The organism is Microvirga thermotolerans (genome assembly GCF_009363855.1).
Taxonomy (GTDB): Bacteria; Pseudomonadota; Alphaproteobacteria; order Rhizobiales; family Beijerinckiaceae; genus Microvirga; species Microvirga thermotolerans.
Genome location: NZ_CP045423.1, coordinates 2,967,013 through 2,989,466 on the forward strand (window position 1 = coordinate 2,967,013; position 22,454 = coordinate 2,989,466).

General features: G+C 68.7%; 30 protein-coding genes. 17 read left to right on the top strand and 13 right to left on the bottom strand.

The genetic code is table 11. From position 1 onward, the window contains the following. Positions 1-8 precede the first annotated feature (8 nt). On the bottom strand, positions 9-263 hold the full coding sequence (locus GDR74_RS13990) for a SemiSWEET transporter (RefSeq protein ID WP_152586878.1): 255 nt from the start codon (positions 261-263) through the stop codon (positions 9-11). Between the two features lie 196 nt (positions 264-459). Here GDR74_RS13990 and GDR74_RS13995 point away from each other — a divergent pair, with 196 nt between their 5' ends. From GDR74_RS13995 to GDR74_RS14025, 7 genes are all read left to right on the top strand, one after another. Continuing rightward, positions 460-855 (top strand): DUF3775 domain-containing protein, encoded by a 396-nt coding sequence (locus GDR74_RS13995; RefSeq protein WP_152587779.1) that lies wholly within the window; start codon positions 460-462, stop codon positions 853-855. 99 nt (positions 856-954) lie between these two features. Next, positions 955-1,521, top strand: a complete 567-nt coding sequence (locus GDR74_RS14000) for a sigma-70 family RNA polymerase sigma factor (RefSeq protein WP_246179531.1) — start codon at positions 955-957, stop codon at positions 1,519-1,521. Next, positions 1,518-2,231 (top strand): anti-sigma factor, encoded by a 714-nt coding sequence (locus GDR74_RS14005; RefSeq protein WP_152586880.1) that lies wholly within the window; start codon positions 1,518-1,520, stop codon positions 2,229-2,231. The genes GDR74_RS14000 and GDR74_RS14005 overlap by 4 nt, the downstream gene beginning before the upstream one ends. Positions 2,232-2,299: 68 nt before the next feature. Beyond that, positions 2,300-2,497, top strand: a complete 198-nt coding sequence (locus GDR74_RS14010; RefSeq protein WP_152586881.1) for a hypothetical protein — start codon at positions 2,300-2,302, stop codon at positions 2,495-2,497. Between the two features lie 134 nt (positions 2,498-2,631). Then, the gene (locus tag GDR74_RS14015) at positions 2,632-3,198 is read left to right on the top strand and encodes a fasciclin domain-containing protein (protein ID WP_152586882.1); all 567 of its coding nucleotides are present in this window, start codon (positions 2,632-2,634) and stop codon (positions 3,196-3,198) included. A gap of 130 nt (positions 3,199-3,328) precedes the next feature. After that, positions 3,329-6,049, top strand: a complete 2,721-nt coding sequence (gene uvrB / locus GDR74_RS14020) for an excinuclease ABC subunit UvrB (RefSeq protein ID WP_152586883.1) — start codon at positions 3,329-3,331, stop codon at positions 6,047-6,049. After that, positions 6,046-6,486 (top strand): hypothetical protein, encoded by a 441-nt coding sequence (locus tag GDR74_RS14025; protein ID WP_152586884.1) that lies wholly within the window; start codon positions 6,046-6,048, stop codon positions 6,484-6,486. The genes uvrB and GDR74_RS14025 overlap by 4 nt, the downstream gene beginning before the upstream one ends. A gap of 24 nt (positions 6,487-6,510) precedes the next feature. On the opposite strand, the gene GDR74_RS14030 is transcribed toward GDR74_RS14025, so the two are convergent. The 3 genes from GDR74_RS14030 to GDR74_RS14040 all read right to left on the bottom strand — a co-directional run bounded on the left by GDR74_RS14030 (position 6,511) and on the right by GDR74_RS14040 (position 8,465). Then, positions 6,511-6,816 carry a hypothetical protein gene (locus GDR74_RS14030; RefSeq protein ID WP_152586885.1) on the bottom strand — a complete coding sequence of 102 codons (306 nt, stop codon included), beginning with the start codon at positions 6,814-6,816 and terminating at the stop codon, positions 6,511-6,513. A 52-nt stretch (positions 6,817-6,868) separates the two neighbouring features. After that, positions 6,869-8,197 carry a sensor histidine kinase gene (locus GDR74_RS14035; RefSeq protein ID WP_152586886.1) on the bottom strand — a complete coding sequence of 443 codons (1,329 nt, stop codon included), beginning with the start codon at positions 8,195-8,197 and terminating at the stop codon, positions 6,869-6,871. A 109-nt stretch (positions 8,198-8,306) separates the two neighbouring features. Next, entirely contained in the window at positions 8,307-8,465 is a 159-nt protein-coding gene (locus GDR74_RS14040) for a DUF3309 domain-containing protein (protein WP_152586887.1), read from the bottom strand. A gap of 264 nt (positions 8,466-8,729) precedes the next feature. On the opposite strand from GDR74_RS14040, the gene GDR74_RS14045 reads away from it, so the two are divergent. Next, positions 8,730-8,954, top strand: coding sequence for a NepR family anti-sigma factor (locus GDR74_RS14045; RefSeq protein WP_152586888.1), 225 nt, complete (start codon positions 8,730-8,732; stop codon positions 8,952-8,954). Continuing rightward, on the top strand, positions 8,951-9,499 hold the full coding sequence (locus tag GDR74_RS14050; protein WP_152586889.1) for a sigma-70 family RNA polymerase sigma factor: 549 nt from the start codon (positions 8,951-8,953) through the stop codon (positions 9,497-9,499). The genes GDR74_RS14045 and GDR74_RS14050 overlap by 4 nt, the downstream gene beginning before the upstream one ends. A gap of 12 nt (positions 9,500-9,511) precedes the next feature. Here GDR74_RS14050 and infA read toward each other — a convergent pair whose 3' ends face one another. Beyond that, positions 9,512-9,793 carry a translation initiation factor IF-1 gene (infA, locus tag GDR74_RS14055; protein WP_152586890.1) on the bottom strand — a complete coding sequence of 94 codons (282 nt, stop codon included), beginning with the start codon at positions 9,791-9,793 and terminating at the stop codon, positions 9,512-9,514. Between the two features lie 96 nt (positions 9,794-9,889). Beyond that, on the bottom strand, positions 9,890-10,099 hold the full coding sequence (locus GDR74_RS14060) for a cold-shock protein (protein ID WP_152586891.1): 210 nt from the start codon (positions 10,097-10,099) through the stop codon (positions 9,890-9,892). Between the two features lie 347 nt (positions 10,100-10,446). Here GDR74_RS14060 and GDR74_RS14065 point away from each other — a divergent pair, with 347 nt between their 5' ends. From GDR74_RS14065 to GDR74_RS14080, 4 genes are all read left to right on the top strand, one after another. Continuing rightward, positions 10,447-11,370, top strand: coding sequence for a BON domain-containing protein (locus tag GDR74_RS14065; RefSeq protein ID WP_152586892.1), 924 nt, complete (start codon positions 10,447-10,449; stop codon positions 11,368-11,370). A 145-nt stretch (positions 11,371-11,515) separates the two neighbouring features. After that, positions 11,516-11,890 carry a hypothetical protein gene (locus GDR74_RS14070; protein WP_152586893.1) on the top strand — a complete coding sequence of 125 codons (375 nt, stop codon included), beginning with the start codon at positions 11,516-11,518 and terminating at the stop codon, positions 11,888-11,890. Positions 11,891-11,985: 95 nt separating this feature from the next. Then, positions 11,986-12,801, top strand: a complete 816-nt coding sequence (locus tag GDR74_RS14075) for a nucleotidyltransferase family protein (protein ID WP_152586894.1) — start codon at positions 11,986-11,988, stop codon at positions 12,799-12,801. Next, complete coding sequence (locus GDR74_RS14080; protein ID WP_194164545.1) at positions 12,794-13,516, top strand: metallophosphoesterase family protein; 723 nt, start codon at positions 12,794-12,796, stop codon at positions 13,514-13,516. The genes GDR74_RS14075 and GDR74_RS14080 overlap by 8 nt, the downstream gene beginning before the upstream one ends. 22 nt (positions 13,517-13,538) lie before the next feature. Here the strand turns inward: GDR74_RS14080 and GDR74_RS18240 are convergent, their stop codons facing one another. From GDR74_RS18240 to GDR74_RS14095, 4 genes are all read right to left on the bottom strand, one after another. After that, a complete protein-coding gene (locus tag GDR74_RS18240; RefSeq protein WP_194164546.1) occupies positions 13,539-13,706 on the bottom strand; it encodes a hypothetical protein in 168 nt (55 codons plus the stop codon). 16 nt (positions 13,707-13,722) lie between these two features. Continuing rightward, the gene (locus GDR74_RS14085; RefSeq protein WP_152586895.1) at positions 13,723-13,941 is read right to left on the bottom strand and encodes a hypothetical protein; all 219 of its coding nucleotides are present in this window, start codon (positions 13,939-13,941) and stop codon (positions 13,723-13,725) included. Positions 13,942-14,095: 154 nt separating this feature from the next. Next, positions 14,096-15,097 (bottom strand): Tim44 domain-containing protein, encoded by a 1,002-nt coding sequence (locus tag GDR74_RS14090; RefSeq protein WP_152586896.1) that lies wholly within the window; start codon positions 15,095-15,097, stop codon positions 14,096-14,098. A gap of 80 nt (positions 15,098-15,177) precedes the next feature. Beyond that, the gene (locus GDR74_RS14095) at positions 15,178-15,777 is read right to left on the bottom strand and encodes a hypothetical protein (RefSeq protein ID WP_152586897.1); all 600 of its coding nucleotides are present in this window, start codon (positions 15,775-15,777) and stop codon (positions 15,178-15,180) included. A 508-nt stretch (positions 15,778-16,285) separates the two neighbouring features. On the opposite strand from GDR74_RS14095, the gene GDR74_RS14100 reads away from it, so the two are divergent. Continuing rightward, positions 16,286-17,536 carry a Y-family DNA polymerase gene (locus tag GDR74_RS14100; protein WP_152586898.1) on the top strand — a complete coding sequence of 417 codons (1,251 nt, stop codon included), beginning with the start codon at positions 16,286-16,288 and terminating at the stop codon, positions 17,534-17,536. A gap of 117 nt (positions 17,537-17,653) precedes the next feature. Here the strand turns inward: GDR74_RS14100 and GDR74_RS14105 are convergent, their stop codons facing one another. Further along, entirely contained in the window at positions 17,654-18,541 is an 888-nt protein-coding gene (locus GDR74_RS14105; protein WP_152586899.1) for a branched-chain amino acid aminotransferase, read from the bottom strand. Between the two features lie 173 nt (positions 18,542-18,714). Between GDR74_RS14105 and GDR74_RS14110 the strand changes: the two genes are divergently transcribed. From GDR74_RS14110 to GDR74_RS14120, 3 genes are read left to right on the top strand one after another with little or no spacing between them, the layout of a single operon-like run. After that, a complete protein-coding gene (locus GDR74_RS14110; RefSeq protein ID WP_246180172.1) occupies positions 18,715-19,221 on the top strand; it encodes a MarR family winged helix-turn-helix transcriptional regulator in 507 nt (168 codons plus the stop codon). A 15-nt stretch (positions 19,222-19,236) separates the two neighbouring features. After that, complete coding sequence (locus GDR74_RS14115) at positions 19,237-19,953, top strand: response regulator (protein WP_152586901.1); 717 nt, start codon at positions 19,237-19,239, stop codon at positions 19,951-19,953. Next, positions 19,950-21,308 carry an ATP-binding protein gene (locus GDR74_RS14120; protein WP_152586902.1) on the top strand — a complete coding sequence of 453 codons (1,359 nt, stop codon included), beginning with the start codon at positions 19,950-19,952 and terminating at the stop codon, positions 21,306-21,308. Before GDR74_RS14115 ends, GDR74_RS14120 begins: the two co-directional genes overlap by 4 nt. Positions 21,309-21,333: 25 nt before the next feature. Here GDR74_RS14120 and GDR74_RS14125 read toward each other — a convergent pair whose 3' ends face one another. Beyond that, complete coding sequence (locus tag GDR74_RS14125) at positions 21,334-21,693, bottom strand: tRNA-binding protein (RefSeq protein ID WP_152586903.1); 360 nt, start codon at positions 21,691-21,693, stop codon at positions 21,334-21,336. 24 nt (positions 21,694-21,717) lie between these two features. After that, a complete protein-coding gene (locus GDR74_RS14130) occupies positions 21,718-22,416 on the bottom strand; it encodes a TetR/AcrR family transcriptional regulator (protein ID WP_152586904.1) in 699 nt (232 codons plus the stop codon). Positions 22,417-22,454: the final 38 nt, after the last annotated feature.

A 22,454-nucleotide genomic window follows, 5' to 3' on the forward strand; every position in this document is an offset into this window, starting at 1 on the left:
GGACGGCCCTATCCGTAACGCAGTTTCATGGCCAGGATCAATGCCACCAGCACGAAGGTGACGCTGTTGGCGAAGATGATCGGCGCGTTTCCGGCGACGATCCCGTAGATCAGCCACAGCCCCACCCCCAGAGTGAAGGCGCTCTGCGTCGCCAGGGACAGGGATTTCGTGTCCTTCGTCCGGATGGTCCTGAACGCCTGGGGAAGCCAGCACAGGGTGGTGAGAAGCGCGGCGACGAAGCCGAGGATATCTAGGCCGGACATGATCGGGCGAATCGCAGGGGCATGACGCTCCCTTACCATGCCGCCTTCGAAACGCTGACGGAATTGTGGAAGGGAACCGTTCCTTCCCCTGGATCCCCCCGGCGAGAGGCGATTCCGTGGGGGTGGCCGAACCGAACGCCTCTTGCCGGGTTTTCTTGTCATGACGAAGAAAAGAGACTTTTCCCAAGCCGTTTCCCTGGACATCGGGGTCGACAAGGTCTGCGACCTCATCGCCCGCGTGAAGGCCGTCGACGTCAAGGAAGGCGTGACCGATCCGGATTCCGGCTCCAATCCCATCGACGACGGCAATCTGGATGCCCTCACCACCAACCCGGACGACATGACGGAAGAAGAGATCCGAGAGGTGGTGGCGGGGCTCAACGACGACGAGCGCGCCGACCTCATCGCCCTGGTCTATATCGGCCGCGGCGACATGGAGCCCCAGGAATGGGCGGATGCCGTGCGTCTCGCCCGCGAGCGGGAGGCCTCCAGCGTCCTTTCGACGGCGGACTGGCTGATCGGCATCCCCAATCTCGGCGACCTTCTCGACGAGGGGCTGCACCTCCTCGGCCGCAGCTGCGGCGAGGCCTGATCCGGAATATCCGTCAAGGCGGCGGCTTTTTCCCGGCCCGGCATGCATCCAGGGAGCGTGCCCTCGTGTATAGAAGGCACGTTCGAACGGAGCATTGGCGTGAAAGCAGCGCTCGGGAGCGGCGCCTTCCCGGCCCTCGACCTGAACGACGCCCTCGGCCTCTGCGCCAGGGGCGACCGTGCGGCCCTGCGCGCGATCTACGACCGCGAGGCGTCGCGGATGCTCGGCGTCGCCATGCGCCTTCTGCGCAGGCGCGCCTTGGCGGAGGAGGTCGTGCACGATACCTTCGTGCAGGTCTGGCAGAAGGCGGGAAGCTTCGACCCCGGCCGGGGCGACGGGCGCACCTGGCTCTACGCGATCCTGCGCAACCGGGCGCTGAACATCCTGCGCGGGGAATCCCGCACCGAATACGTGGACGACTTCGAGCCCATGAACCTCGCGAGCGAAGAGGAGGGTGTGGAGGCCGCCCTGCTCCGCCTGTCGGATGCGGGGCAGCTGCGGCGCTGCCTCGAGCGGCTGGAGCCCGCGCGCCGTCAGGCCGTCGCGCTGGCCTATCTCCACGGCTTGAGCCATGGCGAACTCGCCGGGCGCCTCGGGGTCCCGCTCGGAACGGTCAAGTCCTGGATCAGGCGTTCCCTCCTGGCCCTTCGCGAGTGCATGGCATGACCCGCGACGACCTGGACCGCCTCGCCGCCGAATATGTCCTCGGGCTTCTCGAAGGCGAGGAACGCGCCGAGGCCGAACGCCGGCTGGCGGAGGATCGCGGCTTCCCCGCCATGGTGGAGACCTGGCGGCGACGGTTCGCGGAGCTCGACGAGACGGCGCCGCAGCTGCCTCCGGACGAGGGCCTGTGGCGACGCATCGACGCCGCCATCGCCGGGCCCGCCCCGCGCGCCGCAGTGCAGCCCGTCCGCGCGGAGCCCCGGCTCCGGCTGTGGGACAACCTGTTCTTCTGGCGCGGCCTCGGGCTGGCGGGGGCCTTCGCCGCCCTGCTGCTCGCCCTCGGGCTCGCATACACGCTCTCGCGGACCTCGCGGCAGCCGGTCATGATCGCCGTGCTGCTGAACGATTCCAACCAGCCGGGCGCGGTGCTCAGCACCTATGCGGACGGGCACGCGGAACTCGTGCCGCTCGGGGACATGACGATTCCGCACAATCACTCGATCCAGATCTGGACCTTCCCGGATCCCAAGGGCGCACCGGTCTCGGTCGGGGTCATCAGCGTGCCGCGCAGCACCCGGCTCGACATGGACAAGATGCCCCGGCTGCATTCCGACCAGCTCTTCGCCATCTCGGTCGAGCCCCTGAACGGCTCGCCCACGGGACAGCCGACCGGCCCGGTGGTGATGAAGGGAACCGCCTCGACGGCCCTTTGAGAGCGCCGCGGCGCCGCAATTGCGACACGGATGGCGTCGAGACTCGCCCGCGATTCATGGAGCGTGACATGACTTCCCATTCCCCCTCGCCTTCTCCGGTCGATGCGGAAGCATCCGCAAAGCCGGACGCGGAAACCGCGCGTCCCGAGCCTGTGCAGGCCCCCGAGCGTACCGTGAATGACGCCGCCGGCGCCGCCGACGACGAGCGCGCGCGGATGGACCGCACCGCCCGCTACCTGCAGGGCCCCACCGCGTTCACCGCCTGAGCGGCGCTTCACGAAGACGTGAAACGCCGCCCGCATCCGCCGCAGGGCACGGCGTGTAGATCCCCTCGAAGGTCAGCCTTCGCTCCCCGGCCTTTCTGCCGGGGTTCTCATGTCAACATTGAGGGATCGAACCCATGAACATCCGCATTGCCTGCCTCGGTGCCGCCCTCGCGATCGCCGCACCGGCCGTTGCACTGACCGTTCCCGCCATTGCGCAGGACATGAAGACGGTCGGCGGCGCGGCGATGTATCCGTCGAAGACCATCGTCGAGAACGCCGCGAACTCGAAGGACCACACGACCCTCGTGGCGGCCGTGAAGGCGGCGGGCCTCGTCGACACGCTGCAGGGCAAGGGTCCCTTCACCGTCTTCGCGCCCACCAACGCCGCCTTCGCGAAGCTGCCCGCCGGCACCGTCGACACGCTGCTGAAGCCCGAGAACAAGGGTTCGCTCACCGGCGTCCTCACCTACCACGTCGTGGCCGGGAAGGTCACCGCGGAGGACCTCGTGAAGAGGATCAAGGATGGCGGCGGCAAGGCCACCCTGAAGACCGTCCAGGGCGAGACGCTCACCGCCACCATGGCGGGCAAGGGCGTCGACATCATGGACAGGAAGGGCCAGACCGCGCGGGTCACGATTCCCGACGTGATGCAGTCGAACGGCGTGATCCACGTGGTGGACACGGTTCTGCTGCCGGGCTGACCGGAGCGACGGTCGCGGATCTCCGGACGGAGCGGCGGCCCTTCGGGGCCGCCGTTCTCGCGCCGGGGCGCAGACGCCGCCGAGGCCTTTCCACCTTCCCAAGCCCGGCGATCTGTACCATATTCGTTCCATGGCCAAAGCACCCAAGAAGCCGAAGCTTTCCACCGGGAAGGCGTCCAAACCTGAGCTCAAGCCGCTGGATTCCTATCTGGCCGATCTCCTCAATCCCGCGGTCAACCGGGAGCGGGAGGCGGCGGAGGGATTCGCCGAACGCGCGCAGGAGACCTTCGCCCACGGCGACGTGGAGGACGTGGACCCGGCGCTCGCCAGGAAGCTCGGCCTCGCCGGACCCGACGACGGGCCGGACGTGGCGCGGGAGCTCGGGGAGGACAGCGCGGTGGACGGCGTGTCCGGCGTCTCCGCCACGGTGCAGGCGCTCACCAGACTGCTCACGGAGGGCGACCCGCGCTTCAAGAACGGCAAGCCCTGGGTGCCCCACCGCCCGCCGCGGCCCGAGAAGTCGGAAGGCGGCATTCCCTTCAAGCTCGTGTCGGAGTTCAAGCCCTCCGGCGACCAGCCCGCCGCCATCGCGGAACTTGTCGACGGCGTGCGCCGGAGCGAGCGCGACCAGGTGCTCCTCGGCGTCACGGGCTCGGGCAAGACCTTCACCATGGCGAAGGTGATCGAGGAGACGCAGCGTCCCGCGCTCATCCTCGCCCACAACAAGACCCTCGCCGCGCAGCTCTACGGGGAGTTCAAATCCTTCTTCCCCGACAATGCGGTGGAATACTTCGTCTCGTATTACGACTACTACCAGCCCGAGGCCTACGTGCCGCGCTCTGACACGTATATCGAGAAGGAATCCTCCATCAACGAGCAGATCGACCGGATGCGCCACGCGGCGACCCGCGCCCTGCTCGAGCGCGACGACGTGATCATCGTCGCCTCCGTGTCGTGCATCTACGGCATCGGCTCGGTGGAGACCTATACGGCCATGACCTTCTCCGTGAAGGTGGGCGAGCGCATCGAGCAGCGCCAGCTCATCGCGGATCTCGTGGCCCTGCAGTACAAGCGCATCCAGAGCGATTTCGCCCGCGGCACGTTCCGCGTGCGCGGCGACGTGATCGAGCTCTTTCCCGCCCACCTGGAGGACCGCGCCTGGCGCATCGGCCTCTTCGGCGACGAGATCGAGAGCATCGTCGAGTTCGATCCGCTCACCGGCAAGAAGACCGCCGACCTCTCCTTCGTGAAGGTCTATGCGAACTCGCACTACGTCACGCCGCGCCCCACCCTGCAGCAGGCGGTGAAGGGCATCCAGGAGGAGCTGCAGCACCGCCTTCAGGAGCTCACCCGCATGGGCCGCCTCCTGGAGGCGCAGCGCCTGGAGCAGCGCACGCAGTTCGACCTGGAGATGATCGAGGCGACCGGCGTGTGCAACGGCATCGAGAACTATTCGCGGTATCTCACCGGCCGCAAGCCCGGCGAGCCGCCGCCGACGCTGTTCGAGTATTTGCCCGACAACGCCCTCGTCTTCGTGGACGAGAGCCACGTGACGATCCCGCAGATCGGCGGCATGTACCGCGGCGACTTCCGCCGCAAGGCGACGCTGGCCGAATACGGCTTCCGCCTGCCCTCGTGCATGGACAACCGCCCCCTGCGCTTCGAGGAGTGGGACGCCATGCGCCCGCAGTCGATCCATGTCTCGGCGACGCCGGGCAAGTGGGAGATGGAGCAGACCGGCGGCGTGTTCGTGGAGCAGGTCATCCGTCCCACGGGCCTCGTGGACCCGGTGGTGGAGATACGCCCCGCCCGCAGCCAGGTGGACGATCTCCTCCACGAGGTGAAGGAGCTTTCCGCGAAGGGTTTTCGCGCGCTCGTCACCACGCTCACCAAGCGCATGGCCGAGGACCTCACGGAATATCTCCACGAGAACGGCGTGCGCGTGCGCTACATGCACTCCGACATCGACACGCTGGAGCGCATCGAGATCATCCGCGACCTCAGGCTCGGCGCCTTCGACGTGCTGGTGGGAATCAACCTCCTGCGCGAGGGCCTGGACATTCCCGAATGCGCACTCGTCGCCATCCTCGACGCGGACAAGGAGGGTTTCCTGCGCTCCGAGACCTCGCTCATCCAGACCATCGGCCGCGCCGCCCGCAACGTGGAGGGCAAGGCGATCCTCTACGCCGACCAGATGACCGGCTCCATGGAGCGCGCCATCGCGGAGACCAACCGCCGCCGCGAGAAGCAGCTCGCCTACAACGCGGAGCACGGCATCACGCCGCAGAGCGTGAAGAAGAACATCGCCGACATCCTGGAGAGCGTCTACGAGCGCGACCACGTGTCGGTGGACACCGGCCTCGCCAAGGCCGGCGAGACGGTGGGCCACAACCTCAAGGCCGTCATCGCCGACATGGAGAAGCGCATGCGCGAGGCGGCGGCGAACCTGGAGTTCGAGGAAGCCGCGCGCCTGCGCGACGAGCTCAAGCGCCTGCAGGCCACGGAGCTCGCCATCAGCGACGATCCGCTCGCCCGCCAGTCGGACGTGGAGCGCGAGGCGGGCCGCTATTCCAGCTCCCGCAAGTACGGCCGGAACGCCAACCTGCCCCCGAAGGGCCTGCCCGCCTCTCCCGAGGGCGCGAGCCCGGGCGACACGGACGCCGACGCCTACGGCCCGCTCGGCAAGGGCCGCTCCGACGAAGGCACCCGCATCCGCAAGCCCGGCCTCGACGAGATGGGCCCCGGCACCGACCGCGAAATCCCCCTGAACTTCCGCGAACGCCCCCTCCCCCGCTCGACGCAGGGGCACGGCGGGCAGAAGCCGAAATACAAGGGGCGCAGGGGGCGATGAGGCGTCGCCGTCCCGCGCACCGGGGCGTCCGGCCGGTCGCAACGTCCTTCCAGCGAGGGATTGCGGACGCTCCCGCCGCGCGCGCCGGCGCTTGCGCCGGTCTCGCCCTCGTCCTGGCCCTCTCTGCAATCCTCGCCGCCGCGGCGGGCGGGGCGGCTCCGGCCCGGGCGCAGGGGGCGGCCGCCCCGAGCTGGGTCGAGGTGAAATGCGCCCGCTACAGGCAAGCCTGGGGCGAGGCCCTGGCACGGCGGGGCAGGCAGGGTCTGAGCCGGGACTTCCTCGACAGCCACGAGGCCTTCCTCGCCTCGGGCTGCACGGAGAGCCCGGGCGTGTGCCCCCGCTCGGCGGAGGAGCTCGACCTCGCCAACATGATGGTGGTCGCGGCCATGAACGCGGGGACCGCCAGCACCTTCCCGCCCTTCCGCTGCCCTCGCTGAGTCTCGCACGCGGGGCGCCGCGCTTCAGCCCGGCAGGCCCGCCAGGATTCCCGCCGCCACGGAGCCCACGAAGGTGAGGACGACGGCGGCGGTGGCAAGCGTCCGGGGCCAGAGGAGCCCGGCGCGCCGGGCATCCGCGTACCAGCCCCTGAGGGTGCGCCACTGCCAGTAGAGGGAGAGCGTCCAGTCCTGCCGGTAGGGCCGGTTCTCGCGGCGGCAGACGTCCCAGACGATCCGGTCGTTGATCCGGTAGAAGGCCACCGACGCGGCCCCGAACAGCACGATCCCGATCAGCCCCAGCCCGCCCATCGTCCCGCGGCGCTCCGGCATTCCGACTCATCCGCCGATGATCGCTCCCGCTCGGGACGCCTTTATGGCAGGCTCAGAGCGGCAGGCTCATGAAGCAGCGCAGGCCCTCGGGGGCGAAGCGCATCTCCAAGAGGCCGTCGAGCTCGTCGCGGATGCTGCGCTCGATCAGGCGCGAGCCGAAGCCGAGGCGCCTCGGGGGCTCGACGGGCGGGCCGTCCCGCTCCACCCAGTCCACCGCGAGCCGCGTCCGGCCCGCCTCGTCGGGCTCCGCGCGCCAGGAGATGTCGAGCCGCCCGTGCGGCACCGAGAGCGCGCCGTACTTGGCCGCGTTGGTGGCGAGCTCGTGCAGGGCGAGCCCGAAGCAGAGCGCCTGCTGCGGCTTGAGCCGCACCGGCTCGCCGGACGCACGGACGCGGTTCTGGTCGAGACCGCCGAAGGGGATCATCTCGGCGTCCAGGATGTCCTCGAGGGAGGCGCTCTCCCACAGCTCGCGGGTCAGGATGTTGTGGGTGGCGGAGAGCGCCAGGAGCCGCGCCTCGAAGGTGCGGTGGTACGTCTCGGGATCGCCGCTGCCCCGGCGCGTGTGGAGGGCGAGGGACTGGACCACGGAGAGCGTGTTCTTCACCCGATGGTTCAGCTCCTGCACCAGAAGGGCCTGCCGCTCCTGCGCCCGCTTGCGCTCCGTGATGTCGAGACAGGCGCCGATCATGAGCGTGGGCTGCCCCTTGGAGTCGCGCATCACCCGGCTGCGGGCATACATCCATCGTACGGTTCCGTCGGGATGGATGGCGCGGAACTCGTAGTCGGCCGTGTTCCCGGTCTCCACCGCCTCGGTCATGCTGCGGCTGATGAGTTCCTGGTCCTCCGGGTGGACATGGCGGCGGAAGTCCCCGCGCCGGCGGGGCGCCTCGGCGGGTGCGAGGCCGAAGAGCCTCACGAGGGCCGGGTCCCAATCCACCGCGTCGGTGCGGATGTTCCACCGCCAGGTGCCCGCTCCGGACGCCTCGAGAGCCGCAACGAGCTTCTCCTGCGCCACGGCGAGCCGCGCGGCCGTGCCGCGCAGGTAGGTCGCCGCCGCCACGGACAGCCCGCCGCCGAGAAGGTAGAGAGCCAGTTCGGTGAGGGTCGCAGGGCTCGAGGGCGCCAGGTCGTGAACCTGCATCAGGAAGAAGAGCGCGGCCGCAGCGCCCAGGACGAGCGCCGTGGCCCCGGCCAAACCTCCTCCGAGCATCGCGGCGACGAGGACGGCCGGATAGAGGATGACGCAGGGAAACTCGCTGCCGAGGAGCGGATCCAGGGCGTAGCGCACGCCCATCGCCGCGCCGACCGCCACCAGGGCAACCAGGACGGCGTTCCGGCGCGAAACGGGCTGGAGCGGAGTGAAGTGCGCAAACGCAAACACGGGACGGCCCTCGGCAATGGGCCGCTATAGCATTGTGGTCTGCGAATTCAATCTGCCCAAACGGAGGGACGGGGGCGGTTACCTTTTCCTGGAAACCGCCCCGTTCGCGTCAGATCCGCCCCATCAACAGCAGGATGATGAAGATGACGAGGATGACCCCGAGAATGCCGCTCGGGCCGTAGCCCCAGTTCCGGCTGTAGGGCCAGGCGGGCACTGCGCCGATGAGGAGCAGGATGACGATGATGAGGAGAATGGTGCTGGTAGCCATGTGCGGTGTCCTTCACGCTAAGCCTCGCGCCTTCATGCGTGAGCATTGGGCGCCGAAATTCCCCGTCCGCTCGGCGGGGCCTCCGCGAAGGAAACTTGGCGGTAAGGATTAAGTTCCCCGCGCCGTTTTCCACAGGCTTGGAAGGAAATCGCTCCGTGCAGGGAACGAAGCGCGCAACAGCGACGTTGTTCAGCCGGCGATTGGGTGCCGCCATGAGCGCGACCCATCTGGGGATCGCTAACCCGCATGGATCAGGATGACCCAATGAATGCAAGAAACCGCAAGGATGACCCATCCGATGAGTTCGAGCCCATCCCGGGCATGAAGCGCTCGTCGCCTGCCCTGACCCGCTCCGTCCAGGCCCAGCTCGGCCAGCGCCTGCGCCAGTTCTACGAAACCCTTGCGCTCGGCGAAACGCCCGTTCCGGAGCGGTTCATCGAGATCATCAATCGCCTCGAACAAAGGATGCCGGAGAAGCAGCAATCATGAGCATTGACGTCACCCTTCGCGATTCCATGCTCAAGGCGACCCCGAACCTGCGCGCCTTCGCGATCTCCCTCACCAACAACGTGGACCGCGCCGACGATCTGGTGCAGGAGACGCTCATGCGCGCCATCGCGAACATCGACCGGTTCCAGCCGGGGACGAACATGCAGGCGTGGCTCTTCACCATCCTGCGCAACCTGTTCCATTCCGAATACCGCAAGCGCCGGCGGGAGGTGGAGGACGCTGACGGCAAGTATGCCTCGACGCTCTCGGTCCAGCCGGACCAGATCCCGCACCTCGACTTCGAGGACCTGCAGAAGGCCCTCGCCCGTTTGCCTCACGACCAGCGCGAGGCGCTGCTTCTGGTCGGCGCGTCGGGCTTCTCCTACGAGCAGGCGGCGGAGATCTGCGGCTGCGCCGTCGGCACCATCAAGAGCCGCGTCAACCGGGCCCGCAACAGGCTCGCGGAGCTGATGCACTTCACCGACATGGACGAGGATATCGGTCCCGACCGCGTGACCCTCTCGGTCATGGCCGCGGTCGCCTGACCGGAACGGACCTCAGCGGCGGCGGAACTGCTGGCCGCCGCGCTGGGGCGGGCGGGGACCCGTGGGCGCGCTGGAATCCTTGTGACGGAAGATGAGGCGGCCCTTCTCCAGGTCGTAAGGCGACATCTCGACGGTCACGCGGTCGCCCGCGAGGGTCTTGATGCGGTTCTTCTTCATCTTGCCGGCGGTGTAGGCAATCACTTCGTGCCCGTTGTCGAGCTGCACGCGATAGCGGGCATCGGGGAGGATTTCGGTCACCAGACCTTCGAATGTGATCAGTTCTTCCTTTGCCATGCAAAGTCCTTCGTCTCGAAAAACAAAAAGCCGCTCCGGAGCGGAACGGCTGATACGCAGGAGGGCGCGACGGGCACGCCCTCCGACACCGAACCCTTACGAGTTCTGCAGGTTCACTGCAGACGTACGGCCGGTCCGCTGGTCGGTCTGAAGCTCATACGTGATCTTCTGACCTTCGCGAAGACCCCGCATGCCGGCCCGCTCGAGCGCCGTCGCATGGACGAACACGTCCTTGCCGCCGGCGTCGGGCTGGATGAAGCCGTAGCCCTTAGTTTCATTATACCACTTTACGGTTCCCGTTTCCATGGGAAATCCCTTTCACTGTCGTTTGCACGTAGGCGGAACGTGGAAAACAGAACCGCCCGCTAGTCGATATTGGTAGAGAGAAGGAACGTGCGCCCGGCAGTGCCAAAGCGGTGTAGCCCAGTCGTCCGGCCAAATGTCGATGCCGAAATAAGTAGGGGAAGGATAAGGCAATTGCAAGGCATCCCACCCCTTTGCAACCCCTTTGCACCGCGCCGCTCCCGGCGTCCGGTCCGGTGCAGGGCGCCCTCGGCCCCAGGGAATCCTCTTCGGAACCCTCTTCCGCCCCTGTCGTTGGCCTGCAAGACCGCCCGTGGCGGCCGGATTTCCAGCACAGGAGGAGGGTTCCCATGGCCGACGAACGCTATCGCCAGGATCGCTACCGCTACGATCCGGACCGGTACCGCGAACGCAGCGGGAGCTGGCGCGGCAGGGACGAGGGATACGGCCCGCGCCGCTCCCAAGGATACTCCCAAGGCTATGACGAGGGCGCGGGCTATCGCGACCACTGGCGCGAGGACGACGGCTACATCGCCCGCCGCGGCTTCGGCAACCGCTCGGCCGGCTACGACCCCGAGGACCGCTTCGACACGGCGCGAGAGCGGGATTTCGGCGATTCCGCGGGGTACGGCAGCGGCGGCTCGGCCCGCGACTGGCGCGACGTGGTCGGAGACGACCGCCGCCGCGGCCTGTCGGGCTACGGAATCGACTACGGCCGGGACTGGGACGAGCACGGCTACCGCTCCTCCTACGAGGACCGCGACCGTTACGGTTCCGGCTTCTTCGGGCGGGGCTCGCGCGACTACGGCGAGGAGCGCGGCTTCCTGGAGCGCGCTGGCGACGAGATCAGGTCCTGGTTCGGCGACGAGGAGGCCGACCGGCGCCGGGACATGGACGTGCGGCGGGCGGAGCAGCATTTCCGCGGCCGCGGCCCCAAGGGCTACCAGCGCTCGGACGAGCGCATCCGCGAGGACGTGAACGACCGCCTCACCGACGATCCGCACATCGATGCCTCCGAGATCGAGGTCGGCGTGTCGAACCGGGAGGTGACCCTCAACGGCACCGTGCAGAGCCGGTTCGAGAAGCGCCACGCCGAGGACATCGCCGAATCCGTCTCGGGCGTGGTCCATGTCCAGAACAACCTGCGCGTCCGGCAGGGGGTGGAGTCCGGCGGCATGGGCGGCCTGTCCTCCGGAACGGGAACCGTCGGCGGGACGGCCGGTCCCGGCCAGGAGGCGGGCCGGCGGCGGACCCCGAGCACGTCAGGGACCTGAGCGCAGTCTCGCGCCGCCCGGGAGCGCCGGAAGACCGTGGCCGGGGCCGGGCCTGCGCCCGGTCCGCCCCGCTCCCGGCGCACTTCCCGCTTGCCTTTCGCCTCGGGGCCTGCGACCCCATATGTCCAGGGGAGGCTCGGACCACATGGCAGGAATTTCCGTCACCCTCGACGGCAACAACATTCAGCTCGCCTTTCAGAAGGGCGAGCAATCGACGGCCGTCGTCATGGACCCCCATGCCGCGCGCTCGCTCGTGAAGGCGCTCGGGCAGCTCCTCGCCGCCATCGGCGAGGGGCCGGACTCCGTGGACGAGGCCGGCGAGGAGATCCTCGACGTGACCTCGCCCTCGATCGACATCGGCATGGACGAGAACGGTCAGGCCGTCCTGGCGCTGCAGGCGGGGGCCTTTCCCCCCTTCATGCTGCGGCTGAAGGACGGCGAGGCCCGGCACATCGCCAACAGCCTTCTCGAGATCCTCAACAGCCCGCGCGACGTGCGCGTGTCCCTGGGCGGTCACTAGCGCTCTCCGGACGTCCTCCGGCACGGCCAAGGAACTTCGTCATCGCCATTCGGTTGTCGAACGCGGGCGGAATGCGCCCCTTGCGGACGAGGCCGATGACGGTTCACAACCCGGATTTCACCCCCACCGCCCATGCCGGCGTCCCCATACACGACGCCAAGGCGGAGCCGACGCTGAAATATCCCGAGGCGGAAGCCTTCTATGCGGAAGCGCTGCGGGAGCTGAACCAGCTCGGCCTCCCCTTCCTTCTCGCCGGCACCTATGCCCTGTCGGCCTATACGGGCATCACCCGCCCGACGAAGGATCTCGACATCTTCTGCAAGGCCGGCGACTACACGCGCGTCCTGTCCCACTTCAAGAACCTGGGCTACGCGGTGGAGATCGAGGACGACCGCTGGCTCGGCAAGGTCTTCAAGGGCCGCTCCTTCTTCGACGTCATCTTCGCCTCGTCCAACGGCACCATGCCGATCAGCGACCAGTGGTTCGAGCACGCGCGGCAGATCGAGGTGTTCGGCTCGCCCGTGCGCATCGTCGGCCCGACCGAGCTCGTCTGGTCCAAGTGCTTCATCCAGCTCCGGCACCGTTACGACGGGGCGGACGTGGCGCACACCATCCTCAAGGCGCACGACCTGATCGACTGGCACCGCCTGCTCGCCTACATGGAGGTGCACTGGGAGGTCCTGCTCATGCACCTCCTGAACTTTCGCTGGATCTACCCGACCGAGCGGGACAACGTTCCGCGCTGGGTCATGGACGAGCTGCTCGACCGGCTGTCCAAGCAGCTCGACCTGCCGCCGCCGCAGATGAAGGTGTGCCGCGGGCGCATGTTCTCCCGGGTGGACTACGAAATCGACGTGAAGGAATGGGGCTTCGCCGATGTCGGCGGCGAAGGCGAATGGCGGAATGACTGACGAAACGACTCCCCTGAAGGTCGCCGCGATGGGCGACCTCCACGTGCGCGAAGACAACGCCTCGTCCTACCGGGACCTGTTCGCCGAGATCGCCAAGGAAGCCGACGTGCTCGTGCTCACGGGCGACCTGACGGACCTGGGCAAGCCGCGCGAGGCCGAGATCCTGGCGCAGGACGTGAAGGCCTGCGCGATCCCGATCGTCGGCGTCCTGGGCAATCACGACTACGAGTGCGGCGCGCCCGACGAGGTGGCGCGCATCCTGCGCGATGCGGGTATGCGCGTCCTCGACGGCCAGTCTTGCGAGATCGGCGGCGTCGGCTTCGTCGGCGTGAAGGGCTTTGCGGGCGGCTTCGGCCGCCGCATGCTCGGCTCCTTCGGCGAGCCCGCCATCAAGCAGTTCGTGAGCGAGGCGATGAACGAGACGCTCAAGCTGGAGAACGCCATGCGCCAGGTGCGCGCCTCGCGCTCCGTCGTGATCCTGCACTATGCGCCGATCGTCGAGACCATCGAGAGCGAGCCCCTGGAGATCTATCCCTTCCTCGGCTCCTCGCGCCTCGCCGAGACCATCGACCGCTTCAAGGTCTCCGCCATCGTGCACGGGCACGCCCATCGCGGCCGCTTCGAGGGTCGCACGCCGGGCGGACAGCCGGTCTACAACGTGGCGAGGCACATCGAGAAGCCGACCGGCAAGCCCTACGCGATCCTGGAGATCTGAGCCGGTCCTGCGCGGAGCGGCTTCATCGGTCCCGTTCGAGCGTCGCCCCGGCATACTGCGCGTTGAGGAGGTCGGCCATCATGGCGACGGCCTGCTGCTCGCTCAGGCCCGCCCCGACGCACCGGCCCGACACATAGACGGCCATGGCGGGGCGACCGTCGACGTCCTGCCTTCGAATCGCAATTTCCATCGTCACCTCCCTCGCCTCAGAAGCGCGTGCCCGGATCGGTGGGATTGCCGGGCAGGTAGTCCGGCTCAGAGCCGGGGCCGGTCGGGTCCGAGATGCCCGGATCGTTGACCGGATACGGCGTGCGCGGCCCCGTCGGGCCGGTATCGGGCCGCTCGTCGGGCGGCGGAGGCGGAACCTCGTCCGGGATCCGGCCGCCCGGCGTCGGCTCGCGGGTCGGAGTGCCTGGATTGACCATTCTCTCATCCTTCGCGGTTTCGGGGCTCAGGGGGTCAACCGAAGCGCGCGGAGGCGGTTCCGCGGGATCGCGCGGCGTTCGACCGCCGCGCACATGAAAAAGGCGGCCGATGCAATGCCGGCCGCCTTGTCTTTTCTCAGAAGGGCAATCGCCTTCAGGCCTGCTGGATCGCGGAGAGCTTCCACGGGCCGCCCTGGTCGCGGCGGAAGGTCCAGATCTCCGTCGCCTCCACCGGCCGCGCGGGATCGCCCTCGATCACGCGGCCCGTCGCCTTCTCGGCGGTCACGTCGACCAGCGAGTAGCGCATCGCGACGGTGGCGTAATCCGTGGCGCCCTCGCGCCAGGCTTCCGCGAGATCGCCCTGGAGCAGCCGCACGTTGGAGACCGTGTTGACCACGCCGCGGGCGGCATTGTCGTTCAGTTCCTCCTGCATGTAGCCCGCCATCTCGGGCGTCGCGATGGCCCAGAGCCTCGCCACGTCGCCGCGGGAATAGGCCTCCTGCACGTCGATCAGCGAACGCTCGAAGGCGGCATAGTCCCGGTCGCCGATGCCGACCTCGTCACGCACGCCGGGACGCGCCGCGCCCGCCGGAGCGCCGCCGAGGCCCGCTCCAAGGCCGCCCAGGGCGCCAAGTCCGCGCGAACCCGCCGGGGGGACGGAGGAGCCGCCATGGACCGTGCGGTCGTAGCCCTGCGGCCCCGCATAGGCCGGCTGCCGGCGGCGGAACCACTTCATGGCCAGCGAGACCAGGAACACCACGAGGCCGATCTGGAGCAGGAGCCCCAGGAAGGAGGCGAGGCCCGAGAGGCCGCCGAAGAACCCGTGGCCCATCAGCAGGCCGAACAGCCCGGCGCCCAGAAGACCTGCCATGAGGCCGGTGCCGAAGCCGAAGCGGCGCGGCTGCGCGGTCGTGGGAGCAGGCATGCCCGGACGGTTGAGGGCCGGCCCCTGGTTCGGGACCTGCGAGCGCTGGATCGGAGCGGCGGTGCCCGGCGCCGTGTTGGTGCTCGGGGGCGCGTCCCAGGTGCGGGCGCCGCGGGAGCCGAAACTGTTGCGTCCCCCGCCGACGCGAGCTTCCGCCGCGCTCCCGGCGAAAACGAGGGCGGCCGCGAGCGCCACCATGATGCGGCTGCGGCGAGAGGCGATCTTCATCATCGTCGTGCGTCATCCTTCGAGGGGGCGAGATGCCCCATGCCCCTCATATGGGGAACCCTGCCCGGCCTTGGAAGAGCCCGTCAAGGTGCCGGGCGCTGGCGCACCCTCCGCAGAGCCGCCGCAAGCCGTCCCCGGCCGCCTCCCGCCCGCAGGAGCCGACCCAGGGCACGGCCCGCCTGCGCCAGCGCCGCCCGGACGGCGCGGACCACCCTCTTCGCCTGCCGCCAGGCCCAGGTCCCTTCGAGCCAGGCATGGACCAGGTCGCGGACGGCGATCGTCTTCGCGAAGCACCAGGCGAACCAGCCGATGGTGAGAAGCTTGTCGCGCCCGATGGCGAAGAGCCGCTCCGCGAGGCCGAGCCCCACCACCTTGGCCACGAAGAAGGTCAGGAGGCCGGAGGCGAAGTGGCCCTGTCCGAACAGGTAGAGCGCGTAGAGCTTGAACGGCTCGATCACGGCGAGGGGGACGAGGAACAGGGTCAGGATGCCGTAGGGCGGCAGGCGGCCGACGGCGCGCTCGATCCACTGCACCACCGGCAGGCGCGCGAGGGCCCGCACGGCGGGAATGACGAAGGCCCGGAACGCATCGTCCACCAGCACCACGACGACGGCGACGGCGAGGAGGACCGGATTCAGGAGCCTCCTCGAAGCGCGGGACAGGCGGCCGGAGGGATTCGGCATGGGCGGGCACTCGCGGGTCGGAGACGGCAGTATCCACATGGAATGTGGAGGACGGAGGGCCTCGCTCCAAGATGAGAAGACGAGGTCGCGGTCGGGACATGCCCCACGGCACCGGTCGGCGCAAAGTCTTTCGCACCGGCGCATCGGTTTTTCGGCAGACGACTTCACGTTCTCACGCCCTGCCGGCTTCGCGCGCTCCCGCCCGCCGCCCTCCGGCGATGTCCGGACCGGCGCCGAAGCGAAAAGACGAAAAATTACTTCGGCGTTCTTTTTTTGCCCCGGGCCACATTCTTGCGCTTCGTCGCGCGAGGCTCGGAAGCACGACAGAAAACCCCTTTTGTTCGCCCTCCGTTCAAAACGAGAACGGGATTCCGCTTCCCTCTGTGACGCAAGGAAAGATCCGTATTCGCCAGATAAAGCCATCCCCGTTATCCACAGGTTCGCGACTCGACTCGCGAAAATGCCTGTGTTCCTGTTTTGTTCGGACACGAGCAAAAGGTGGATCGCGATGCGCAAACCGGCGGGCGTCGAGCGGCTTTACATCGACTTCGATTCGTTCTTCGCCAGCGCCGAGCAGCACCTCCAGCCGCGCCTGCGCGGCAGGCCCGTCGGCGTGGTGCCCATCGCCTCCGAGCACACCGGCCTCATCGCCGTCAGCAGGGAGGCGAAAGCCGCCGGGGTGAAGCGCGGCACGAGCGTGCGCGACGCGCGCCGCCTCTGCCCGGGCATCGTCCTCGTCGCCGCGCGGCACGAGCGCTACGTCGCCCTGCACCGGGCCATCGTCCGCGCCGTCGAGACGGTGCTGCCGGTCAAGGCCGTCTGCTCCATCGACGAGATGGTCTGCGCCCTCACACCCGCGGAGCAGGCCGATGCCCTCGCCGTGGCGCGGCGGGTGAAGCGGGCGGTCGCCCGCGAGATCGGCCCTGCCCTCACCTGCTCGGTGGGGCTCGGCCCCAACGAGCTTCTCGCCAAGATCGCCGCGGAGATGGAGAAGCCCGACGGGCTCGTCGTCCTCCATCCGGACGCCCTGCCCGGCCCCCTGCTCTCCCTCCCCCTCACGGACATCCCGGGCATCGCCAAGGGCAATGCGGCCCGCCTCGCCCGCGCGGGGATCGGCGACATGGCGGCCCTGTGGCGGACCCAGCCCAAGGAGCTGCGCCGCCTGTGGGGCAGCGTCGAGGGAGAACGCCTGTGGATGGGGCTGCACGGCTACGCGGTGGAGCGCCCGGAGACCCAGCGGCGCATGTTCGGCCACGGGCGGGTCCTCCCGGCGGGCTGGCGGAGCCCGGCGGGAGCCTATGCCTGCGCCCGGGTCCTGCTCGCCAAGGCGGCGAGCCGCATGCGCCGGAGCGGCTACGCGGCCAAGGCGCTCGCCCTGTGGCTGACGGACCGGCACAGCGCAGGCTGGTACGGGGAGGAGCGGTTCCCGCCGACGGCGGACGACCCTTCCCTGCTGGCGAGCCTGGCGCGGCTCTTCCTCCACGCGGAGCGGGAGACCCCCTCCGACGCGCGCCTGCGCAGTGTCCACGTGACCCTGCACGACCTCGTAGGGGCGCAGGAGCGGGAGGAGGACCTGTTCGCCTTCACGCCGGAGGCGCAGATCAAGCGGCGCCACGAGTCCCTGTCCCTCCTCGCCGACCGGCTGAACGCCCACTACCGAGGCCCGCTTCTGCACTGGGGCCCCTGGGCCGAGATCCCCGGCGGCTATGCCGGCGCGAAGATCGCCTTCAACCGCATTCCGGACGCGGAGGACTTCTGAGTTCCTGCGGGCCGCTGGGAGGCTCGGGCGAAAACAGGACGGCCGCGGCAGGAACCGCGGCCGTCCCGATGCCGGCAGCCCGAAGGCCGCCGCGACCCGGCTTCGGGCGCCGTTGCCTCAGGCGGCGGCGGCCTTGGGCTGAACCTCGGCCTCGTAGTCCTCCATGAGGGTCTTGGTGAGGGCGCCGGGGGTGAACCTGTATTCGCCGATCTCGGCGACCGGGGTCACCTCGGCGGCGCTGCCGGTGATGAAGCACTCCGTGAAGCCCGCCATCTCCTCGGGCATGATCCGGCGCTCGGCCACCTCGATGCCGCGCCGCCTGGCCAGCTCGATGACCGTCTGCCGGGTGATGCCGTCGAGGAAGCAGTCGGCGATGGGGGTGTGCAGCACGCCGTCCTTGACGAAGAACACGTTGGCCCCGGTGCATTCCGCGATGCGGCCCTGCCAGTCGAGCATGAGCGCATCCGCATAGCCCCGGCGCTCGGCCCGGTGCTTGGAGATGGTACAGATCATGTAGAGGCCGGCGGCCTTGGCCGTGGAGGGCGCGGTCGCCGGATCGGGACGGCGGTACTCCGCCATATCGACACGGATGCCCTTCATCTTCTGGGCGGGGTCGAAATAGCTCGGCCATTCCCAGCTGGCGATCGCGAGATGGATCTTGTTGTGCTGGGCGGAGACGCCCATCATCTCGGAGCCGCGCCAGGCGACGGGACGCAGATACGCGTCCTTCTGCCCGTTCTTCTCCAGGACGAGGCGCTTCGCGGCATCGATCTCGGCCACGCTGTAGGGGATCTCGAAATCGAGGATCTGGGCGGACTTCTTGAGCCGCTCCGCATGCTGGATCGACTTGAAGATGGCGCCGCCGTAGGCGCGCTCGCCCTCGAAGACGCTGGAGCCGTAGTGCAGGGCGTGGGTCAGCACGTGAACCTTGGCCTCTTTCCACGGTACCAGCTGCCCGTCGTACCAGATCCATCCATCACGTTGATCGAAGGGGGTAGCGGACATGAGTCTTCTCCTGAAGGGCGACCTTATGGCTCACCGGGGTCGCGTAATTTCCGATGCCGTTCCGCGCGGTTTCACGTTCGTTCATTTCGCGGAAGCGCCTTGACGAGTAACAATCGACTTGAGATATGTCAACAACGCTGACTTAATAATGGACGTGGACGGTGCCAGACGCAATCCCGGCTCTCAGAATTCCCAAGCCCGACGGGGACACCCACGCCGGGCAGCCCGCCTATGATCTGATCGAGCTTCTCTTCTTCGCCTACCGGGACTTCGTCAGCGACCCGGACCGGATCCTCGACGAGTACGGCTTCGGGCGGGCCCATCACCGGGTGCTCCACTTCGTGGACCGCCAGCCCGGCCTGACCATCGCGGAACTGCTCGACATCCTGCGCATCACCAAGCAGAGCCTGAACCGCGTCCTCAAGGAGCTGATCGAGAAGCGCTTCGTCGAAAGCCGGACCGGCACCGCCGACCGGCGCCAGCGCCTGCTCTACGCCACGCCGCAGGGCCATGATTTGGCCCAGAAGCTCGCCAGGCTGCAGACCCGGCGCATCGCCCGGGCGCTGGCCGACATGGAGCCGGATGCCAAGGATGCCGTCACGCGCTATCTCCTGCGCCTGATCGACCCGGACGACCGGGCGCATGTGGAGCGCCTCGTGTTCGGGACCGAGAAAGTCTGATAGAAGCCCGAGCCGATGGAAGCCGCACGCATCGACATTCCCGACCACGCCCCCCACGTCCTCGTCGTGGACGACGACCGGCGCCTGCGCGACCTCCTCGCCCGGTTCCTGACCGAGAACGGCTATCGCATCACGACGGCGGCGAGCGCGGCCGAGGCGCGGGCGAAGGCGGAGAACTTCGTGTTCGACGCCCTGGTGCTCGACGTGATGATGCCGGGCGAGTCGGGCTTCGACTACGCCCGCAGCCTGAGACAGACCTCGCAGATCCCGATCCTGATGCTGACCGCCCGCGCCGACGCGCAGGACCGGGTCACGGGCCTCGAGATCGGCGCCGACGACTACCTGCCGAAACCCTTCGAGCCGCGCGAGCTCCTCCTGCGCCTCGGCAACATCCTCAAGCGGGCCGCCCCCGCCGAGGCTCCCGCCCAGGAGATTCCCGAGACGGTGCGCTTCGGCCCCTTCACCTACCGGTTCGACCGGGGCGAACTGCGCAAGGGCGAGGAGATCGTGCGCATCACGGAGCGCGAGCGCGAGATCCTGACGATCCTCGGCTCGCGGGCCGGCGACAACGTCGCGCGAGAGGAGCTCGCCGGCAGCGGGCTCGCGGCGAACGAGCGCACGGTCGACGTGCAGATCAACCGCCTGCGCCGCAAGATCGAAAGCGATCCGGCCAATCCCATCTTCCTGCAGACGGTGCGCGGCGTCGGCTACCGCCTCGTGATCGACCGATGAAGCTCGGCGCGGCCCTGAAGCACTCCCCGTTCGACATGGCCATGCGCTGGCTCGGGCGGGTCCTGCCGAAGGGCCTCTACGCGCGCTCGCTCATCATCATCATCGCCCCCATCGTCCTGCTGCAGTCGGTGGTCGCCTATGTCTTCATGGAGCGCCACTGGCAGCTCGTGACCCGGCGTCTCTCCTCCGCCGTCACCTCCGACATCGCGGCGCTGATCGACATCTACGAGAGCTACCCGCAGGACAAGGACGCGACCACCCTCGCCCGGATCGCCTCGGAGCGGCTCCAGCTCGACGTGGACATCCTGCACGACACGGACCTGCCGCCGCCGGGGCCGAAGCCGTTCTTCTCGATCCTCGACGAGGCGCTCTCCGACGAGCTGCGCCGGCAGATCGACCGGCCCTACTGGATGGATACGGTCGGCCGCTCCAGCTTCATCGAGATCCGCGTCAAGCTCGATCCCAGGACGGTGATGCGCGTGCTGACGCGGCGCAGCCAGGCCTACGCCTCCAACTCGCACATCTTCCTCGTGTGGATGGGCGGCTCCTCCCTTGTGCTGATGGGCATCGCCATCCTGTTCCTGCGCAACCAGATCCGGCCGATCCTGCGCCTCGCCGAGGCGGCCGAGGCGCTCGGCAAGGGCCGCGAGATCGACTTCCGCCCCCGCGGCGCGCGCGAGGTGCGGCAGGCGGGCCATTCGTTCCTGGAGATGAAGCGCAGGATCGAGCGCAACATCGAGCAGCGCACCACCATGCTCAACGGCGTGAGCCACGACCTGCGCACCATCCTCACCCGGTTCAAGCTCTCGCTCGCCCTGCTGCGACAGACGCCGGAGGTGGAGGACCTGAAGCGCGACGTGGACGAGATGAGCCGCATGCTGGAGGGCTATCTCGCCTTCGCCCGGGGCGACACGGGCGAGCAGGCGGTGGAGACGGACCTGCGCCCCCTCCTCCACGATCTTCAGGCCGATGCGGAGCGGCAGGGCCATTCGACGACCCTCGACATCGTGGGCGACCCGATCGTCACCGTGAGGCCGGACGCCTTCCGGCGCCTCCTGTTCAACCTCGTCGCCAATGCGGCCCGGCACGGCGAGCGGATCGAGATCAGCGCCAACCACGAGACGCGCTGGCTCGTGCTCCACGTGGACGACGACGGGCCGGGCATTCCCCCGGAGATGCGCGAGGAGGTCTTCAAGCCGTTCGTGCGGCTGGACGAGGCGCGCAACCAGGACGAGGGCGGCTCCGGTCTCGGCCTCGCCATCGCCCGCGACATCGCCCGCTCGCACGGCGGCGACATCACCCTCGGCGACAGCCCGCTCGGCGGCCTGCGCGCGACGGTGCGCCTGCCGGCGTGACGGAAGGCGGCCTCGCGTCAGGGCGTCAGTAGAGCCGCCCGCCCGGCGGCACCTCGCGGTCGGGGCGGATGAGCATCACGTCGCCGTTGGCGTCGGGAACGCCCAGCGTCAGCACCTCCGACATGAAGGGACCGATCTGGCGCGGCGGGAAGTTCACGACCGCAAGGACCTGGCTTCCCACGAGGGCGTCGAGGGCGTGGTTGACGGTGATCTGCGCCGAGGAGCGCTTGATGCCGATCTCGGGACCGAAATCGATGGTGAGCTTGAAGGCGGGCTTGCGCGCCTGCGGGAAGGGCTCCGCCGCGACGATGCGGCCGACGCGGATGTCGACCTTCAGGAAATCGTCGAACGCGATCGTCGCGGGCCGTGTGCTCGCCTGGTCCATGGATGCCCCCTTCCCCTCTCTTCGTCAGATGGCGGCGGCCGGATTGCTCGCCTCGCCATCGTCCTTGCGCTTCGTGTAGCTTCTCGCCGGACGGCGCCCCTCCAGCAGGGCGCGCCCGACGGCCCGCAGCGGCGCCGTCAGCCGGCGCAGGTCGTCGGCGCGCTCGAGCACCTGCTCGCCCCGGCGCAGTTCGCGGTCGAGGCGGGCCATGGTCTTGGCCATGGCCGGATCGTCGTCGTCGAGCCATGCCCGCAGCGTGTTCGCATAGACGAGGGCCGCGCCCTGGATCTTCAGCGTCCCCAGCGCGCCCTCGGTAGGAATGCCGGCGGCGGCGAGCATGAAGCGCTGCGAGTTGAGCGCCTCGCGGTTGAGCGCCGCCAGGGCCAGCGGATCGAAGCGAAGGTCGTTCACGATGTTGCGGATGGCGTTCTTGTAGGGAGCGAGCGCATCGAAGCGGCGCATCATCACGTCGAAGACGCGCTCCCGGGCCGGCTCCTGCGCGAGATCGTCCGTCGTGCCCTCCAGGACCTGCCTGTCGATCATGCGGGAGAAGGCACCGAGCACCGCCCCCTTCGAGGGAAAGAGCTCGCGGAACTCGGAGAGGGAGAGATGGGCCGCCCGGGCGATGTCGCCGACCTCGATCTCATCCCACCGCCGCCGGGAGGCGAGTTCCATCAGCGCCTCCACCACCGCCTTGCGCTTGGATGATACGTCCGCAGCCATGTCACTCTCCGACCGTGTGAATCGCTTCACCTGTTATG

Bases quoted from the DNA above. Each gene is read 5' to 3' on its own strand.
- GDR74_RS13990 (WP_152586878.1), bottom strand. From the start codon at position 263: ATGTCCGGCCTAGATATCCTCGGCTTCGTCGCCGCGCTTCTCACCACC.
- GDR74_RS14005 (WP_152586880.1), top strand. From the start codon at position 1,518: ATGACCCGCGACGACCTGGACCGCCTCGCCGCCGAATATGTCCTCGGG.
- GDR74_RS14010 (WP_152586881.1), top strand. From the start codon at position 2,300: ATGACTTCCCATTCCCCCTCGCCTTCTCCGGTCGATGCGGAAGCATCC.
- GDR74_RS14015 (WP_152586882.1), top strand. From the start codon at position 2,632: ATGAACATCCGCATTGCCTGCCTCGGTGCCGCCCTCGCGATCGCCGCA.
- uvrB (WP_152586883.1), top strand. From the start codon at position 3,329: ATGGCCAAAGCACCCAAGAAGCCGAAGCTTTCCACCGGGAAGGCGTCC.
- GDR74_RS14025 (WP_152586884.1), top strand. From the start codon at position 6,046: ATGAGGCGTCGCCGTCCCGCGCACCGGGGCGTCCGGCCGGTCGCAACG.
- GDR74_RS14030 (WP_152586885.1), bottom strand. From the start codon at position 6,816: ATGCCGGAGCGCCGCGGGACGATGGGCGGGCTGGGGCTGATCGGGATC.
- GDR74_RS14040 (WP_152586887.1), bottom strand. From the start codon at position 8,465: ATGGCTACCAGCACCATTCTCCTCATCATCGTCATCCTGCTCCTCATC.
- GDR74_RS14045 (WP_152586888.1), top strand. From the start codon at position 8,730: ATGAATGCAAGAAACCGCAAGGATGACCCATCCGATGAGTTCGAGCCC.
- GDR74_RS14050 (WP_152586889.1), top strand. From the start codon at position 8,951: ATGAGCATTGACGTCACCCTTCGCGATTCCATGCTCAAGGCGACCCCG.
- infA (WP_152586890.1), bottom strand. From the start codon at position 9,793: ATGGCAAAGGAAGAACTGATCACATTCGAAGGTCTGGTGACCGAAATC.
- GDR74_RS14060 (WP_152586891.1), bottom strand. From the start codon at position 10,099: ATGGAAACGGGAACCGTAAAGTGGTATAATGAAACTAAGGGCTACGGC.
- GDR74_RS14065 (WP_152586892.1), top strand. From the start codon at position 10,447: ATGGCCGACGAACGCTATCGCCAGGATCGCTACCGCTACGATCCGGAC.
- GDR74_RS14070 (WP_152586893.1), top strand. From the start codon at position 11,516: ATGGCAGGAATTTCCGTCACCCTCGACGGCAACAACATTCAGCTCGCC.
- GDR74_RS14075 (WP_152586894.1), top strand. From the start codon at position 11,986: ATGACGGTTCACAACCCGGATTTCACCCCCACCGCCCATGCCGGCGTC.
- GDR74_RS14080 (WP_194164545.1), top strand. From the start codon at position 12,794: ATGACTGACGAAACGACTCCCCTGAAGGTCGCCGCGATGGGCGACCTC.
- GDR74_RS18240 (WP_194164546.1), bottom strand. From the start codon at position 13,706: ATGGAAATTGCGATTCGAAGGCAGGACGTCGACGGTCGCCCCGCCATG.
- GDR74_RS14085 (WP_152586895.1), bottom strand. From the start codon at position 13,941: ATGGTCAATCCAGGCACTCCGACCCGCGAGCCGACGCCGGGCGGCCGG.
- GDR74_RS14090 (WP_152586896.1), bottom strand. From the start codon at position 15,097: ATGATGAAGATCGCCTCTCGCCGCAGCCGCATCATGGTGGCGCTCGCG.
- GDR74_RS14095 (WP_152586897.1), bottom strand. From the start codon at position 15,777: ATGCCGAATCCCTCCGGCCGCCTGTCCCGCGCTTCGAGGAGGCTCCTG.
- GDR74_RS14100 (WP_152586898.1), top strand. From the start codon at position 16,286: ATGCGCAAACCGGCGGGCGTCGAGCGGCTTTACATCGACTTCGATTCG.
- GDR74_RS14105 (WP_152586899.1), bottom strand. From the start codon at position 18,541: ATGTCCGCTACCCCCTTCGATCAACGTGATGGATGGATCTGGTACGAC.
- GDR74_RS14115 (WP_152586901.1), top strand. From the start codon at position 19,237: ATGGAAGCCGCACGCATCGACATTCCCGACCACGCCCCCCACGTCCTC.
- GDR74_RS14120 (WP_152586902.1), top strand. From the start codon at position 19,950: ATGAAGCTCGGCGCGGCCCTGAAGCACTCCCCGTTCGACATGGCCATG.
- GDR74_RS14125 (WP_152586903.1), bottom strand. From the start codon at position 21,693: ATGGACCAGGCGAGCACACGGCCCGCGACGATCGCGTTCGACGATTTC.
- GDR74_RS14130 (WP_152586904.1), bottom strand. From the start codon at position 22,416: ATGGCTGCGGACGTATCATCCAAGCGCAAGGCGGTGGTGGAGGCGCTG.